At 69.7% G+C, this 16132-nt stretch carries 13 protein-coding genes and 1 pseudogene; 9 read left to right on the plus strand and 5 right to left on the minus strand.

All coding sequences use genetic code 11. From position 1 onward, the window contains the following. A pseudogene (istA, locus tag AC4D12_RS00005) lies at positions 1-1058 on the minus strand (IS21 family transposase); the annotation flags it as partial. A gap of 241 nt (positions 1059-1299) precedes the next feature. Between istA and AC4D12_RS00010 the strand changes: the two are divergent. After that, on the plus strand, positions 1300-1563 hold the full coding sequence (locus AC4D12_RS00010; protein WP_490947738.1) for a hypothetical protein: 264 nt from the start codon (positions 1300-1302) through the stop codon (positions 1561-1563). Positions 1564-1722: 159 nt separating this feature from the next. On the opposite strand, the gene AC4D12_RS00015 is transcribed toward AC4D12_RS00010, so the two are convergent. Continuing rightward, positions 1723-2637, minus strand: a complete 915-nt coding sequence (locus tag AC4D12_RS00015; protein ID WP_490947739.1) for a DUF8692 domain-containing protein — start codon at positions 2635-2637, stop codon at positions 1723-1725. Positions 2638-2800: 163 nt separating this feature from the next. Between AC4D12_RS00015 and AC4D12_RS00020 the strand changes: the two genes are divergently transcribed. The 3 genes from AC4D12_RS00020 to AC4D12_RS00030 all read left to right on the plus strand — a co-directional run bounded on the left by AC4D12_RS00020 (position 2801) and on the right by AC4D12_RS00030 (position 4991). Continuing rightward, positions 2801-3565 (plus strand): MerR family transcriptional regulator, encoded by a 765-nt coding sequence (locus AC4D12_RS00020; protein WP_490947740.1) that lies wholly within the window; start codon positions 2801-2803, stop codon positions 3563-3565. A gap of 101 nt (positions 3566-3666) precedes the next feature. Then, the gene (locus tag AC4D12_RS00025) at positions 3667-4506 is read left to right on the plus strand and encodes a DUF1206 domain-containing protein (protein ID WP_490947741.1); all 840 of its coding nucleotides are present in this window, start codon (positions 3667-3669) and stop codon (positions 4504-4506) included. Beyond that, positions 4503-4991: a DUF2256 domain-containing protein gene (locus AC4D12_RS00030; RefSeq protein ID WP_490947742.1), complete on the plus strand. Its 489-nt coding sequence runs from the start codon at positions 4503-4505 to the stop codon at positions 4989-4991. The genes AC4D12_RS00025 and AC4D12_RS00030 overlap by 4 nt, the downstream gene beginning before the upstream one ends. Here the strand turns inward: AC4D12_RS00030 and AC4D12_RS00035 are convergent. Genes AC4D12_RS00035 through rhaI form a run of 3 tightly spaced genes read right to left on the minus strand, consistent with a single transcriptional unit; the run spans position 4974 to position 9860 of the window. Continuing rightward, positions 4974-6599 carry a rhamnulokinase gene (locus AC4D12_RS00035; RefSeq protein ID WP_490947743.1) on the minus strand — a complete coding sequence of 542 codons (1626 nt, stop codon included), beginning with the start codon at positions 6597-6599 and terminating at the stop codon, positions 4974-4976. The two genes, AC4D12_RS00030 and AC4D12_RS00035, sit on opposite strands and share 18 nt — an antisense overlap. Before the next feature lie 19 nt (positions 6600-6618). Further along, entirely contained in the window at positions 6619-8691 is a 2073-nt protein-coding gene (locus AC4D12_RS00040; RefSeq protein ID WP_490947744.1) for a bifunctional aldolase/short-chain dehydrogenase, read from the minus strand. A gap of 2 nt (positions 8692-8693) precedes the next feature. Further along, the gene (gene rhaI / locus AC4D12_RS00045) at positions 8694-9860 is read right to left on the minus strand and encodes an L-rhamnose isomerase (RefSeq protein WP_490947745.1); all 1167 of its coding nucleotides are present in this window, start codon (positions 9858-9860) and stop codon (positions 8694-8696) included. Positions 9861-10068: 208 nt separating this feature from the next. On the opposite strand from rhaI, the gene AC4D12_RS00050 reads away from it, so the two are divergent. From AC4D12_RS00050 to rhaS, 5 genes are all read left to right on the plus strand, one after another. Next, positions 10069-11100: a LacI family DNA-binding transcriptional regulator gene (locus AC4D12_RS00050; protein ID WP_490947746.1), complete on the plus strand. Its 1032-nt coding sequence runs from the start codon at positions 10069-10071 to the stop codon at positions 11098-11100. 126 nt (positions 11101-11226) lie between these two features. Further along, complete coding sequence (locus AC4D12_RS00055; RefSeq protein WP_490947747.1) at positions 11227-12780, plus strand: sugar ABC transporter ATP-binding protein; 1554 nt, start codon at positions 11227-11229, stop codon at positions 12778-12780. Further along, positions 12777-13823: an ABC transporter permease gene (locus AC4D12_RS00060; protein WP_490947748.1), complete on the plus strand. Its 1047-nt coding sequence runs from the start codon at positions 12777-12779 to the stop codon at positions 13821-13823. The genes AC4D12_RS00055 and AC4D12_RS00060 overlap by 4 nt, the downstream gene beginning before the upstream one ends. Further along, positions 13816-14985, plus strand: coding sequence for an ABC transporter permease (locus tag AC4D12_RS00065; protein WP_490947749.1), 1170 nt, complete (start codon positions 13816-13818; stop codon positions 14983-14985). The genes AC4D12_RS00060 and AC4D12_RS00065 overlap by 8 nt, the downstream gene beginning before the upstream one ends. Positions 14986-15042: 57 nt before the next feature. Continuing rightward, positions 15043-16107 (plus strand): rhamnose ABC transporter substrate-binding protein, encoded by a 1065-nt coding sequence (gene rhaS, locus AC4D12_RS00070; RefSeq protein ID WP_490947750.1) that lies wholly within the window; start codon positions 15043-15045, stop codon positions 16105-16107. Positions 16108-16132 lie beyond the last annotated feature (25 nt).

A 16132-nucleotide genomic window follows, 5' to 3' on the forward strand; every position in this document is an offset into this window, starting at 1 on the left:
GGCTGGGTCCATGAGCCGGCGCTGGGTGAGACTGACAACTCGTTGCTCGCGCTGATCAGTGTGAGCACCACGATGGCCGTCGGAATGACGGTCCGAACTGGACCCACCCATGGATGCCAGGTCCCTCGCGGTCCGGTCCTGGTCGCTGGTCAGGTGTTCGGTTGCGTGTCGGCGTGCTTCGACCGCGACGACGTCGGCGCTGACCGCCCCCACCGTGAGGGCGGCGCGGATGCCGGCCTGGATGTCATTGGGGTGCATGAACCGGTGCAGGAGCAAGACATCGATGAGTTCTCGGGTCCCATCGGCATCACCGTTGACCCGCCGGGACGCCGCCCAGAACGCTTCATGGGCGTTGGTGAATGAACCAGCCTCCCGTGCCCTGGCTAAAGCAGTGGAACCGGGGAACGCTCCAGCCCGAATACCACCGACGTCACCGCAGCAGTGAGGTTGTCGTACCGAATATGTCTGGTCGGGACACCACCCAAGGCGGTGAACGCGTCGATGTGTCCCTCGAGGAACGCTTCCTGCGCCTGCGTCGGATACACCCGGTGGACGGCTTTCCCGGAGTGGGAGAGCCGGTAGACGAACATGTGGCACTTCGTCTTCACCCCGTCGAGGACGACCCAGACCTCACCGAAGTCGACCTCGGCTTCCGCGCCTGGTGCGTGTTCCTGCGGGACGAACACCTCCACCCTGCGGCCGGCCTCAACATCGATCTCCGCACGACGTACCCGGACCTAGTCCCGAACCGTGGAATACGACAACTCCTCAGCCCCGTGTTCCTCGATCAGTCGGGCAAGAATCCTCCGAGCGGTATGGCGTTGCTTCCGGGGTGCTGTGATGTCCTCGACGAGCATCGTGTCGATCGCAGGCTTGAAGCCATCCAAGCGGGGCGCGCTCCGTACCGGAATCTTCCGGGCCGGTGGGACTGGACTCGCGAGGGCCTGACGGACCGTGTCTCTGCCGACCTGATACCGCTTGGCCAATTCCCGGATCGAAGCACCCTCAACTCGGGCATCTCTACGAATGCTGGCAAACAACTCCATACGCAACCTCATCCGAACCTCCACGAGCCCGTCCCATCACATGAGAACAAGAGTGGAGGTGGTCCTGAATCAAACCGTCACAGGGAACCGGCGAGTCGCAGGTGGTCCTGACTCAGGCCGTCCTAGTGGTCCTGAATGAGGCTGTCACAGTCACGCCTGCTTCCACTGGGAGAAGCAGGCGTCTATATTCGAAGTATCAGTCCCCTTACTACTTGCATCCAGCGTTGAATGCAAGACGGAAACGGTGAATCTCATGACAATGATCGATCACACCAGAAGCCTGCAGACCAGCAGGTCCTCCACCACCGACGAGCTCGCGGGAGAGGCACCCACCTGTCCCCGCTGCCACACCGACGACTACCTCATCTACGAGGAATTCGTGCCGGCGCGGCAGGCCGATCACACCTCCAGACTGCTGCCGGCCAGCGTCAGCTACGCCTGCTCGGAGTGCGGCACGTTCAATGCCCACGCCGTACCGGCATCGTGGCGCCCGCCGCAGTGGTTCTGGTACAACTGACGCGCTCGGCGTAGCGGGACACCTTTCGCTGCGCCGCCGCTGGTCCGTGACAGGTGCGCGCGAGCGGCCTGCGCGGCCCGAAAGTGCCCACGGCAGCCCCGCGACGGGCGTCCGGCGCCGATGTCCCCCGGTCAGGCGTCCGGCGCGGGTGTTCCACGGTCAGGCGTCGGGCGTGGTTGAGGATTGCGCCGCTGTGGACGACGCCGCTGTGGCCGACGCCGGCACAGCCGGTCCGCCCGCTGCCCGGCCCTCGTGGGTTCCACTCGCGGCGCGCCCCGACCACGCGGCTTCCTCGTCGGCGGTCGCTCGCTCCTCCGAGGCGCGTGAGGCCCGCCTGAGCGCCGCAACGCGGTAGGCGATGCCGCCGTCGACCGGTCGGTACTCAAGGATGTGGAGCAGCGAGGCGAGGCAGAGTGCGAGCCCCGTCATCTCGAGCGTCTCCTCGATCAGGGTGAGCACGAAGAACGACGGCGCCGCGCCGCCGTTGACGAGTGCCATGCCGGAGAGCGATTCCGCACCGACGGACCCGCCGACGAACACGGCGCCGGAAACGATCAGGCCGAGCATCACCGAGCGGGGCAGGGAGAGCACCAGCCGCAGCAGCACGGCGCACGGGACGGCGGCGATGAGCACACCCGGGATGACCCACGTGAAGCCGAGCTGCACGGGGAGGTAGGGCGCCAGCTGGTTGCCGATCACGTCCAGCCGCTCGTGCAGCTCGAGGGTCTCGTCGAGCGAGAGGAACACCGCCACGAAGGAGAAGAAGCCCCAGGAGAACCGGAAGCGCGTGGCCCGGCGGGCGCAGTAGCCGGTGAGCACGCCGATCAGGATCCACAGGCCGGCGCTGAACCAGGTGGGTACGTTGATCTCGCGGCCCACGTCGAAGAAGTAGAACCAGAAGTGGATGTCGGCGTAGGTCTCCGGCTTGGACCGGGCGATCGCCCGCCACAGCAGGTAGCTCGTCAGGGCGAGCACGGCCACGGGGATCAACAGCACGAGGAAGGTCCGGATCAGACGCAGGCGTCGCCAGGCGTCGTCCGCCACGGACGTGCCATCCCCTTCGACCTGCATCATCCAGCCTCTCCGGCAGCCTCAACGGGCCGACCTCGGGAGCCTAGTCGCCGTTCATGAGACAGGGATGAGAGCAGCGGGCCGGCGGGGTTGACCTTGCCGCTGCGTCAACTCCTACCGTTGACCACACAGAGCACGTCGGATCATCCGGACCGAGGGAGGCGGCATGGAACACCCGATCTCCGCCGTGGCCCGCCTCAGCGGGATCACGAGCCGCACGTTGCGCCACTACGACGACGTGGGGCTGCTCACGCCGTCGCGCGTGGGTCCCAACGGGTACCGCTACTACGACGGCGCCGGGCTGGTGCGCCTTCAGCGCATCCTCCTGCTCCGCGAACTGGGGCTCCCGCTGCCGGCGATCAGGGAGCTGCTCGCCGACACGGCGGCTGGGACGCCGGCGGCGATGCTCCGGAAACACCTCGATCACCTGCGCGGTGAGCAGCTTCGGCTCGACCGGCAGATGACAGCTGTCCTCGCCACCGTGCGGGCACTCGACGAAGGAGAAGAACCCATGCCCGAGACCATGTTCGACGGATTCGACCACACGCGACACCGCGAGGAGGCGGAGCAGCGGTGGGGTCAGGACGCGTACGCACAGGGCGACGCGTGGTGGCGCGGCCTCGGCGAGGACGGCAGGGCCGGGTTCTCCCGTGAGAGCCGCGACCTCGGAGCGGCATGGACGGACGCCGCTGCCCGTGGTGTCAGCCCCGAGAGCGAGGAGGCGGCCGGCCTCGCGGCGCGGCACGTCGCGTGGCTGTCGGGCGTCCCGGGTGTACCGCGCGACGACGACGGCGCACTCTCCGCGGAGTACGTCTGCGGACTGGGCGACATGTACGTCGCCGATCCCCGGTTCGCCGCGAACTACGGCGGGCAGGGCGGCGCGGAACTCGTGAGGGAGGCGCTCAACGCGCTCGTGGCCACACGTCCCTGATCCGGCGTCGGGCAGATCACCAGGTAGGCGTCGGTGATGCTCCCTATGCTGGGAAGCGGTGCGCGAACAAGCGCACTGCAGCGCGACGCGGAGGAACACGGATGACGCACGGCGGAGCCCATCGGCGGAGCCTGCCTGCGCGCGCCGCCGACGTCGTGGAGCAGGCCTCGGACCTCCGGGCTCTCGCCGTGGCCGCGCGCCTCGGGTTCGGAGCGCTCGCCGTCGTCCACATCCTCATCGGCATCATCGCCCTGCGCATCGCCTTCGGCGGTGACGGGGAGGCGGAGCCCACCGGCGCACTCGAGGAGGTCGCGGGAGGCCTACTGGGGACGCCGACGCTCTGGGTCTGCGCCGTCGGCTGCGCCGGCCTCGCCCTCTGGCAGCTCAGCGAGGCCACCCTGCGGGCACGGCATCTGCCCACGCGCGAGCGCCTCGGCAAACACATCTCCTCCGGCGCCCTCGTGATCATCTACGGCTCCATGGCCGGGACCTTCGCGCGCTTCGCGCTCGGCGAGGATCCGGACTCGTCCGAGTCGACGGTGGACTTCACGCGGTCACTCCTCGAGACCGGCGCCGGGGTACTCCTGGTGTTCGTGACCGCCGGGGTGATCCTCGGGATCGGCGTGCACTTCGTCATCAAGGGCGCCCGGCGGAACTTCAGGCCCGAACTGCGCAGGTTCGAGGACACGGCCCACGGGCAGGTCATCGAGGTGCTCGGCGTGGTGGGTCACGTGGCGAAGGGTGTTGCGCTGCTGCTGGTCGGAGGCCTCTTCGTCATCGCGGGGCTGGACAGGAATCCCCAGGAGTCCACCGGGCTGGACGGCAGTCTCAAGGCGCTGCAGGCCCACCCCCTGGGCGCATACGTTCTCACGGCGATCGCCGTCGGCCTGATCTGCTACGGGATCTTCGCGGTCATCCGAGCCGTCTTCGGGCGCATGTGAGCGGGAACGGCAGGAACCGGACGCAGGGCAGGGCGGCAGCGGTCACGCCCGAGCCGAAGCACTGCAGGTCCTGCGGGCGCGTCATCGAGTGGCGGAAGAAGTGGGAACGGTCCTGGGACTCCGTGGCCTACTGCAGCGACGCCTGCCGGGCGCGGAAGGTCTCGGCCACGGACACGGCGCTGGAGGAGTGGCTCCTGGAGCGCCTCGCGGCGGGTGCCCGGAACGCGGTGGTCGATCCCGCCGCTGCCGCAACGGCTCTCCCGGTGGGCGGTGCATCGCCCGGAAGCGGCGCCGACCATCGGAGGGGTGACGGATCATCCGCGGGGGTCGCCCCTCCGGCGAACGACTCGGCCGAGCTGCGGGAGGCGGCCCGGCGCGCAGCACGGCGACTCGTGAACCGAGGCCTGGCCGAGATGGTGCAGCACGGGGCCGTGGTGGACCCGTCCACGGCGAAGGGCCCCGTGGGCCTACGCAGACCGCGCTGACGAGAGCGGCAGGGAACGTTTCGCCCCGGCATCCGACGACGGCTCGTACCGCACGGTCGTCGCAGCCTGCCGGGCCGCGACGCGGAGCGCAGCGAGACCACCCTCGGCGGGTAGGCGCCCGGCGGTGCGGGCCTGCACCAGGACGTTGCCGAGCGCTGTCGCCTCGACGGGCCCGGCCACCACGGGGAGCCCGGTGCGGTCGGCCGTGAGCTGGCAGAGCAACGCGTTCTGCGACCCGCCCCCCACCACGTGCACGACGTCGATGAGCCGACCCGAGAGCCTCGCGGCGTCGTCGAGCGTGCGGGCGTAGGCCTCGGCGAGGCTGTCGACGATGCAGCGCACGACCACGGCCCGGGCCTGCACCGCAGCGGTGCCGGCGCCGCCCGTGATCCCGCCGTCGTTGCCCCCGCCGCTGGTGATCCCCCCGCTGGTGCCGGCGCCGCCCGTGATTCCGGCAGCCCGGCGGATGCGACCCGGCATGCCCCCGGGTGCCAGGAAGTCCGTGCTGTCGGCGTCGATGGTGGGGCCTCCGGCCGGAAGGCGCGCAGCCCGCTCCAGCAGGTCCGCGAGCACGGGTTCGGGGCCCTCGGCGGCCCACTCGCGGAGGCACTCCTGCAGCAGCCACAACCCGCCCGTGTTGCGCAGGTAGCGGACGGTGCCGTCCACGCCCCGCTCGTTCGTGAAGTTCGCGGCGCAGCTCGCGGAGGTGAGGATCGGCGCGTCGAGTTCCACGCCCACGAGGGACCACGTGCCGGAGGAGATGTACGCGAAGTGCGCCGACTCAGCAGGTACCGCGGCAACGGCGGACGCCGTGTCATGGGACCCGACCGCGACGACCGGCGTCCCCGCGGGGAGACCCGTGGCCGCGACGACCGCCGGCAGCAGGCGGCCGATGACCTGACCGGGCTCCACCAGTGGCGGGAAGAGACCGGGTTCCAGACCGAGGGCGGCGAAGAGGTCCTCCGCCCAGGCACCGGAACGGGCGTCGAGCAGGCCCGTGGTGGAGGCGTTCGTCGTCTCGGTGCGGCGCTCGCCGGTGAGCCGGTACGCGAGCAGGTCCGGGATCAGCAGTGCCTGCACGCCTGCCAGGAACGGCTCGGCAGCCAGCTGGTACACCGTGTTGAAGGGGAGGAACTGCAGGCCCGTCCGGGCGTAGAGGTGCTCGGGCGGTACGGCGGTGTGCACGGTGTCCACCGTTCTGCCGGTGCGGGCGTCGCGGTAGCTGAACGGCAGGTGGCGGAGCGTCCCGGCGTCGTCCACCAGCCCGTAGTCCACCGCCCAGGTGTCGATGCCGATGCTGACCACCGTGTCACCGTTGCGGTGCGCCACCTCGGCGGCCGCCCGCAGACCGACGATCACCTCCGCCACCAGGGCGTCGAGGTCCCACCGCAGGCCGCCATCGAGGTACCGCGCGCCGTTGGGGAACCGGTGGACGGTCTCCAGCTGCGGCCCCGCGACGGTCAGGCGGCCGAGGATGACCCGCCCGGAGGACGCACCGATGTCCACGGCGGCGAAGCTCTGGTGGAAACCGCCCGCATCGGCGGCACCGTGCCCCTGCAGGTCCGGCTGTGTCCGTGCTCGCCCACCCGGGGTCTCGTCCGCGTCCATGCGTCGTCCGCCCTGTCCGTCAGCGCAGGAAGGCCGCGGCGACGCCCGCGTCCACCGGGATGTGCAGGCCCGTGGTGTGCGAGAGCTCCGCGGAGGTCAGCACCGCGACGGCGTTGGCGACGTTCTCGGGCAGCACCTCGCGCTTGAGGAGGGTGCGCTGCGCGTAGTACTCACCGAGCTTCTCCTCCTCGACGCCGTACACGGCTGCGCGCTTGGCGCCCCAGCCGCCGGCAAAGATGCCGGAGCCGCGCACCACGCCGTCGGGGTTGATCCCGTTGACCCGCACGCCGTACCCGCCGAGTTCCGCGGCGAGGAGGCGCACCTGATGAGCCTGATCGGCCTTCGTGGCGCTGTACGCGATGTTGTTCGGGCCCGCGAACACCGAGTTCTTCGAGGAGATGTAGACGATGTCCCCGCCCATGTCCTGCTCGATCAGCACCTTCGCGGCGGCCTGCGACACGAGGAAGGAACCCTTCGCCATGACGTCGTGCTGCAGGTCCCAGTCCTTCTCGGTGGTCTCGAGGAGCGGCTTGGAGATGGACAGCCCGGCATTGTTGACCACGAGGTCCAGCCCGCCGAAGGCCAGGACGGCGGCCTTCACGGCCTGGAGCACCTGGGCCGCATCGGTGACGTCCGCCTGCACGCCGATCGCGACGTCGGGGCCGCCCAGTTCCGCGGCGACGGCGGATGCGCTGTCGATGTTCAGGTCGGCGATGACCACGCAGGCGCCTTCGGCGGCGAGGCGGGTGGCGATCGCCTTGCCGATGCCGGACGCCGCGCCCGTCACCAGTGCGATCCGCCCCGCGTGGGACTTCGGCTTCGGCATCCGCGCGAGCTTGGCCTCCTCGAGCGACCAGTACTCGATGCGGAACTTCTCGCTCTCCTCGATGGGGGCGTAGGCGGAGATCGCCTCGGCGCCGCGCATGACGTTGATCGCGTTGAGGTAGAACTCCCCGGCCACGCGGGCTGTCTGCTTGTTCGCCCCGAAGGAGAACATCCCGACGCCGGGCACCAGCACGATCGCGGGGTCCGCACCGCGCATCGCAGGGGAGTCCGGTGTCGCGTGGCGCCGGTAGTACGCGGCGTAGTCCTCGCGGTAGGCGGAGTGCAGCTCGCGCAGGCGCAGCAGGCAGCTCTCGACGTCGGCGTCCGACGGGAGGTCGAGGACCAGCGGCTTCACCTTGGTCCGGAGGAAGTGGTCCGGGCAGCTCGTGCCGAGGGCGCCGAGCCGGGGGTGGGCCTCGCTGCCCAGGAACTCGAGCACCCGGGGGTCGTCCGTGAAGTGGCCCACCTGGGCCTTGTCCGTGGAGGCGAGGCCGCGGATGGTCGGTGCGAGGGCCGCGGCCTTCGCACGACGCTCGTCCGCGGACAGCGCGCCGTACCCCTCGAGCGCGGCGCCGAAGGGCTCCGGGCGGCCGTGCTCGGCGATGTAGTGCTCGGCGGTGTCGATGATCCACCGCGAGTTCGCCTCGGCGTCCTCCGAGGTCTCACCCCAGGCCGTGATGCCGTGGCCGCCGAGGATCGTCCCGATGGCGTCGGGATGCGCGGCCTTGATCGCCGCGATGTCGAGTCCGAGCTGGAAACCGGGCCGCCGCCAGGGCACCCACACGACCCTCGGTCCGAAGATCGTGGCGGTCAGCGCCTCGCCGTCGGCCGCCGTCGCCACGGCGATGCCGGAGTCGGGATGCAGGTGGTCCACGTGTGCCGCGTCCACGAGCCCGTGCATGGCGGTGTCGATGGAGGGTGCCGCCCCGCCCTTGCCGTGCAGCGTGTAGTCGAAGGCCGCGACCATCTCGTCCTCGTGCTCCACACCCGGGTAGACGCCCTGCAGGGCGCGCATCCGGTCGAGGCGTAGCACCGCGAGACCGGATTCCGTGAGCGTGCCGAGGTCACCGCCGGATCCCTTGACCCACAGCAGTTCGACGTCCTCGCCCGTGACGGGATCCGTACCGACGCCCTTCGCCGACGTATTGCCGCCGGCGTAGTTGGTGGTCCGTTTGTCGGCGCCGAGCCGGTTGGAACGCGCGATGAGCGCGCTGACGGTGGGATTCGTCGTCGTGCCGGGACCTGCCGTCGTCGTTCCTGAGCTCATGCTCATGCTCCCCATCCGGCCTGCCGGCCACCCTGTCGCTCGGTGTTGATGCGTTGCTGGTACCCGCTCGCCGCGTAGGCGGCCATCGGATCCGCGGGAAGCCCCTTCGCCGCGCGCCAGGCGGCGAGGCCGGGGCGCACGTCCGTGTAGAAGGCGTCCATGAGGATCGCGTTGGCGCCGAGCACGTCCCCGGCCTCCTGCGCCGTGGCCAGCGCCGTCCGGTCGATGAGCAGCGCCCGCGCCGTCATCTCCTGCACGTTCAGCACCGAGCGGATCTGCCCGGGGATCTTCTCCTCGAGGTTGTGGCACTGGTCCAGCATCAGCGCTATTCCGCTCGACGGGTCCAGGCCGCCCCCACGCACCACCTCGGCCATGATGCGGAAGAGCTGGAAGGGGTCCGCGGCGCCCACGATCAGGTCGTCGTCCGCGTAGAAGCGGGAGTTGAAGTCGAAGGAGCCCAGTTTGCCGAGGCGGATGAGCTGCGCCACGATGAATTCGATGTTGGTGCCCGGCGCATGGTGACCGGTGTCCAGGCACACCAGCGCCTTCTCGCCGAGCTGCACGCAGTGGGCGTAGGACGTTCCCCAGTCCGGGACGTCCGTGTGGTAGAACGCCGGTTCGAAGAACTTGTACTCGAGGACCAGCCGCTGGCCCTCGCCGAGGCGGTCGTAGACCTTCCGGAGGGACTCCTGCAGCCAGTCCTGCCGGGAGCGCATGTCAGCCTGGCCCGGGTAGTTCGAACCATCGGCCAGCCAGATCTTCAGGTCGCGGGATCCGGTCACGTCCATGACGTCGATGCACTCGTACATGTGGTCGATGGCCTTGTTCCGCACCGCGGCGTCGCTGTGCGTCAGGCTCCCGAACTTGTAGTCGTCGTCCTGGAAGGTGTTGCTGTTGATGGTTCCGAGCCTCGTGCCGTGGTCCGCGGCGAAGGAGGCCAGGGCGCGGTAGTCGTCCACCCTGTCCCACGGGATGTGGAGTGCGACGCTCGGTGCGAGCCCCGTGAGGCGGTGGACCTCCGCGGCGTCGGCGATCTTCTCCTGGACGGTGCGGGGGGTGCCGGGGGTCGCGAACACCTTGAAGCGTGTCCCGGAGTTGCCGTACGCCCACGAGGGCACCTCGATGGCCAGCTGGTCCAGCCCTGCCGCGATGTCGTCGATGACACTCATGTACTCTCTCCAGCGCTAGAACGATGGGTCACCACGCGGGTGCTCCATCACACCCGGCGGCGAGGGACGTCCCGATGCCCGGACGGACGGGGCGTAGGGACACGAACTCGTCATGTCGTTGAATCGTTTCATTGACACGTTTCAAAGTAGCGTTGGCCTTCTGGAGTGTCAACAGCCCCGCCACGGCGGGCCGGACGGCGGGCAACGCATGGAGAATCGACCAGTCAGCATCAAGGACGTCGCCGACCGCGCCGGCGTCGCGATCGGCACCGTCTCCAACGTGCTGAACCACCCGGACCGCGTGTCCGAGGCGACACGCGCCAAAGTCCAGGGCGCGATCGACGACCTGCATTTCGTCCGCAACGACGCCGCGCGCCAGCTCCGCGCAGGCCAGAGCCGCACCATCGGACTGATCGTGCTCGACGTCGGCAATCCCTTCTTCTCCTCGCTCGCGAGGGCGGCGGAGGACTGCGCTGCCGAGAACGGCAGCACCGTGATCCTCGGTGACAGCGGCCAGAGCGCGGAGCGCGAGAGCCGGTACATCGACGTCTTCGAGCAGCAACGCGTCCAGGGCATGCTCATCTCGCCGGTCGGTGACGTGGGCGCTCGCGTCGAGGCACTGCGACGCCGGGGCATGCCGGTGGTCCTCGTGGACCGGACGGATCCGCAGCGGCGCTGCAGCTCGGTGTCCGTGGACGACGTCGCCGGCGGCTACATGGCCGTGCGTCACCTGCTCGAGGCGGGCCGGAGGCGGATCGTGTTCGTGGGCGTCGAGGCAGACTACCGCCAGGTCGCAGAGCGTCTCGCGGGTGCCAGGCAGGCCGTCGAGGAGCAGGAGGGTGCGGTGCTCGAGGTCATCGAGGCCGACGCCATGACCGTCCTCGCCGGGCGCCGGGTGGGTGCGGTGATCTCCGAGCGCCGGAAGGGTCACCTCCCGGACGGCATCTTCTGTGCCAACGACCTCCTCGCGATCGGCGTGATGCAGGCCGTGCTGCTGATCCGCGGCCTCAGCATCCCCGAGGACCTCGCGCTGATCGGGTACGACGACATCGACTTCTCGGCCTCGGCGGTGGTCCCCCTCACCAGCGTCCGGAAGCCCACCGAACTCATGGGCCGGACGTCCGTGGAGCTCCTGCTCGAGGAGATCGAGGCGCCCGGGGCCCGACGCCGCCAGGTGATCTTCGATCCGGAACTGGTGGTGCGCGGTAGTACTGCCGCCCCGGTCCGTACGGTCGGCTGAAGCCCGCGCGCCTTCCGGCCCCGTCCATCACAGCTCCGTCTCGGAGTGTTGACGGTGATGTGGCTCACGCCTACTATTCGAGGTGAACCGTCACTCTGAAACGATTCATTTTCTCGAGGAGTTGCAATGACGCACAGTACCGGTCCCGGTCGTGACACCGTGGACCCTTCGGCCCCGGCCCGCGAGCCGGTGCTCAGCCTGCGCGGCGCCCTCAAGACCTTCGGACCCGTCATCGCCCTGGCGGACGGAACCATCGATCTCCTGCCCGGTGAGATCCACGCCCTCGTGGGCGAGAACGGCGCCGGGAAGTCGACGCTCGTGAAGATCCTCGCCGGGGTGCACCAGCCGGATTCCGGCGAGTTCATCGTGGCCGGGGAACCGGCGGGCTTCCGGAACGTCGCGGACAGCAAGGCGGCCGGCATCTCGGTCATCTACCAGGAGCCCACGCTCTTCCCGGACCTCACCGTCGCCGAGAACATCTTCATCGGCCGCCAGCCCACGGGCCGCTTCGGCCTCATCAGCCGTGCCGAGATGCGCCGCCGCGCCAAGGAGCTCTTCGACCGGCTCGGCGTCCCGATCGACCCCGACCGCGTGGCGGAGGGTCTCTCCATCGCCGACCAGCAGATCATCGAGATCGCGAAGGCCATCTCCCTCGACGCGCGCGTCCTCGTGATGGACGAGCCCACGGCGGCGCTCAGCGGGGTCGAGGTGGAGCGCCTCTTCACCGTGGCCCGCGCACTACGCGACGCCGGCAGCGGCATCCTCTTCATCTCGCACCGCTTCGACGAGGTCTTCGGCCTCTGCGACCGCATCACGGTGATGCGGGACGGCACCTACATCGCCACGCACGAGACGGGGGCGACGTCGGTCGAGGCGATCGTCCGGGAGATGGTGGGTAGGGACATCGAGGCCCTGTTCCCGAAGACCGAGACGGAGGCGGGCGACGTCGTCCTCCGCGTCACCGGCCTCACGCGCCCCGGGGTGTTCCACGACATCGACCTGGAGGTGCGGGCCGGCGAGATCGTGGCGCTCTCCGGCCTCGTGGGTGCGGGCCGCACGGAGGTGGCGCGGGCCGTCTTCGGCATCGATCGCTACGAGTCGGGCAGTGTCGAGATGTTCGGGAAGCCGCTGCGCGGCAGGGACCCGCGGGCCGCGATCGACGCCGGGATCGGCTTCGTACCCGAGGACCGTCGCAAGCAGGGCCTCGTCATGGAGCTCTCGGTGGAGCGCAACGCGGCCCTCACGCTCCGGCACTCCCTGGCGAGATTCGGCCTCATCAGCGCCAAGGCCGAGCGCGAGGCCGCGGAGACGTGGGGCAAGCGGCTGCAGGTCAAGGCCGGCTCACCAGAGCACGCCGTCTCGACCCTCTCCGGCGGCAACCAGCAGAAGGTGGTGCTGGCGAAGTGGCTGGCCACGGACCCGAAGCTCCTCATCATCGACGAACCCACCCGCGGGATCGACGTCGGCACCAAGGCCGAGGTGCACCGGCTCATCTCCGAGCTCGCGGGCCGCGGGATCGCGATCCTCATGATCTCCTCCGAGCTCCCCGAGGTGCTCGGCATGGCCGACCGCGTCCTCGTCATGCGGGAAGGCCGCATCACGGGCCGCCTCGACCGGTCGGAGGCCACCGCCGAGACCGTCATGCACGCCGCCACCGCCTCCCTGGAGCACACCCGATGAGCCTCGACAGCACCACCGCCACGCCTCCGGTTCCGGCGCCGGCCCACGCCCGGCCCTCGCCCCTGGCCTCGTTCCTGAAACTGCGCGAGCTCCCCGTGATCCTCGCGCTCGTGGTCCTCGTCGCCGTCACGGCGGCCCTGAACCCCCTGTTCCTCAGCGAGCAGGGCGTCAAGGACCTCCTGCTGAACGCGACCATCCTCATGATCCTCGCCGTCGGGCAGACGCTCGTGATCATCACGCGGAACATCGACCTCTCGGTCGGCTCGATCCTGGGGCTGGTGGCGTTCGGGACGGGCAGCATCTTCGTGGCCGCCCCCGGGCTCCCCATCATCGCCGTCTTCGCGATCGGCATGCTGTTCGGTGCCGTGCTCGGAGCGCTCAACGGCCTCCTGATCACCATCGCGAAGGTGCCGGCCCTCGTGATCACGCTCGGCACGCTGTACATCTTCCGAGGCATCAACAACGCCTGGGCCGGCGGCACCCAGTACTTCGCCGGTGACCGCCCGGAGGCCTTCGGCAACCTGTCCGTGGACACCGTGCTCGGGTTCCCCGTGATCACGCTCATCGCCGTGCTGGTGGTGGCCGTCGTCGCCGTCTACATGATGGGCACCCGGTCCGGGCGCGATCTCTACGCGATCGGGTCCGAGCCCGATGCCGCACGGCTGTTCGGCATCCCGGTGACGCGCCGGGTGCTCCTCGCGTTCGTGGTCAACGGGCTGCTGGCCGGGCTCGCGGGCGTCCTGTACGCCAGCCGCTTCAACTCCGTGGGCGCGACGACGGGCGCCGGTCTCGAGCTCGACGTCGTCGCCGCCGCCGTGGTGGGTGGCGTCGCGATCTTCGGTGGCAGCGGCACGGTGGTGGGGGCCGCGATCGGAGCGCTCCTGCTCACCACCATCACCAGCGCCCTGACCGCACTGCGGGTGGACAAGTTCTGGCAGCAGGCGATCGTGGGCATCCTGATCCTCGCCGCCGTCGTGATCGATCGCGTGGCGAGCGTCCGCTCCGCCCGGAAGCTCCGGATCGCCGAGGCCCGCAATGTCTGAGCGCCTCGATTCCCAGCCGGTCCGGCCCGACCCCCGCACCGGGGACACCCCGCTCACGGCATCACCCACGAAAGGCAGGCGGATGGCGGCGGCAGGCAGCACCTCCGAGGACAAGAAGACGCGCCGCCCGGTGAAGGCGGACACCACGAAGGTGCTGGCCGTCCCCAAGGGGCGCACCGGTGCGGCGCGGCTCCTGCTGGGCCGCGACGCCGTCATGATCTACGTGCTCCTGGTGGTGGTGATGTACGCGTGCCTGTCGATCCCGCGGTTCGCCTCCCCGGTGACGGTCGGGTTCCTCCTGCTCGACGTCATCCCCACCCTGCTGATCGCCCTGCCGATGACCCTCGTGATCATCTCCGGGGAGATCGACCTCTCCGTGGCGAGCATCGCGGGCCTGACGAGTGCCCTGATGGGCGTGCTCTGGCAGGGTGGCATGCCGATCGCCCTGGTGCTCGTGATCTGCGTCCTCGCCGGTCTCCTGGCCGGCGCGTTCAACGGGGTGCTGATCGCCTATCTCGGCTTGCCCTCCCTCGCGGTGACCATCGGCACGCTCGCCCTGTTCAGGGGGCTCGCGCTCGTGGTGATCGGTGACAACGCGGTGGCCAACTTCCCGCCCGCGCTGACCGCCTTCTTCACCTCGAAGCTCGGCGGCACGGGGATCCCGACCGTCATGATCGGGGTGGTGGCGCTCATCATCGCGTTCGCCGTCGTGCTGCACTTCACGCCGTTCGGCCGGGGGCTCTTCGCCCTCGGGTACAGCAAGGAGGCGGCCACGTTCGTCGGCATCGACGTCGCCCGCTCGAAGTTCCTCCTCTACCTGGCCACCGGGACGGTGTCGGCACTGGCGGGCATCTACTGGACGCTCCGGTACTCCAGCGCCCGGAGCGACAACGCGAGCGGGCTCGAACTCGCCGTCATCGCCGCGGTGCTGCTCGGCGGGGTCTCGATCTTCGGCGGCAAGGGCTCCATCCCCGGGGTCCTCGCGGGTGTGCTGCTCATCGGCACCATCAACTACGCCCTCAAACTGGACCGCGTCTCCGAGGTGGTCCTCATCATCGTGACCGGCTCGCTGCTCATCGTCTCGGTGGTGGCGCCGACCATCGGCACCGCCATCAAGGGGGCCCGCCATTCCCGGCGGGTCCGTTCCGCTCCACTTCCCTAGGACTCCCAGGGTTGCTCCCGGCGACTGGTCCCCAGCGCTCATCGAAAGGAAGAAACAATGAGGTTTATTCACTCCGGCTCCACCCGCCGGCGGGTGGCTCTCGCGGCCCTCGCAACGAGCGCAGCGCTGGTCCTCAGCGCCTGCGGCGGCGACGCAGGCACCGAAGGCGGCGGCACAGAGGGCGGCAGCGGCACGGACGGCGAGCAGACCATCACGTTCATCCCCAAGCAGCTCAACAACCCCTACACGGATGTGGTCCTCGGCGGCGGGGAGGCCGGCGCGACGGAGGCCGGCTTCGCCTCCTCCGAGGTGGTGGGTCCCCTCGACGCCAGTGCCTCCAGCCAGGTGTCCTTCATCAACGCCGAGACCCAGCGCGGCACCAACGTGATCGTGATCGCCGCGAACGATCCCGACGCCGTCGGGCCCGCCCTCGAGGAGGCCCGCACCGCGGGCGCCAAGATCGTGGCGTTCGACTCGGACACGAGCCCCGACTACCGCGACCTCTTCGTCAGCCAGGTCAACGCGAAGGACGTGGCGCTGATCCAGCTGGAGCTCATCTCGGAGCAGATCGGCGGCGAGGGGGAGATCGCGATCCTCTCGGCCACGGCCAACGCCACCAACCAGAACGAATGGATCACGTTCATGGAGGAGGAGCTCGCGGCCAACCCGGACTACGCGAACATCGAACTCGTGGCGAAGGTCTACGGCGACGACGACGACACGAAGTCCTTCCAGGAGGCCCAGGGCCTGCTGCAGGCCTATCCGGACCTCAAGGGGATCATCTCGCCGACGACGGTTGGCATCGCGGCGACCGCTCGCTACCTCTCCACCTCGGAGTACAAGGGCCAGGTGGCGCTGACCGGTCTGGGCCTGCCCAACGAGATGCGCCCGTTCGTGGAGGACGGCACGGTCACCGAGTTCGCCCTCTGGGATCCGGCACAGCTCGGGTACGTGGCCGCCTTCGCGGGCAAGGCCCTCGCGGACGGCAGCATCACGGGTGCTCCGGGCGACACCTTCGAGGCCGGAGAACTCGGCGAGCGCGAGGTCGGCGAGGGCGGGATCGTCCTGGTCGGTCCGCCCACGCAGTTCAACGCGGAGAACATCGACGACTACGACTTCTAGCCGTCCCGACCCGGGCGGGGCGCTC

The organism is Arthrobacter sp. TJ-266 (genome assembly GCF_058269115.1).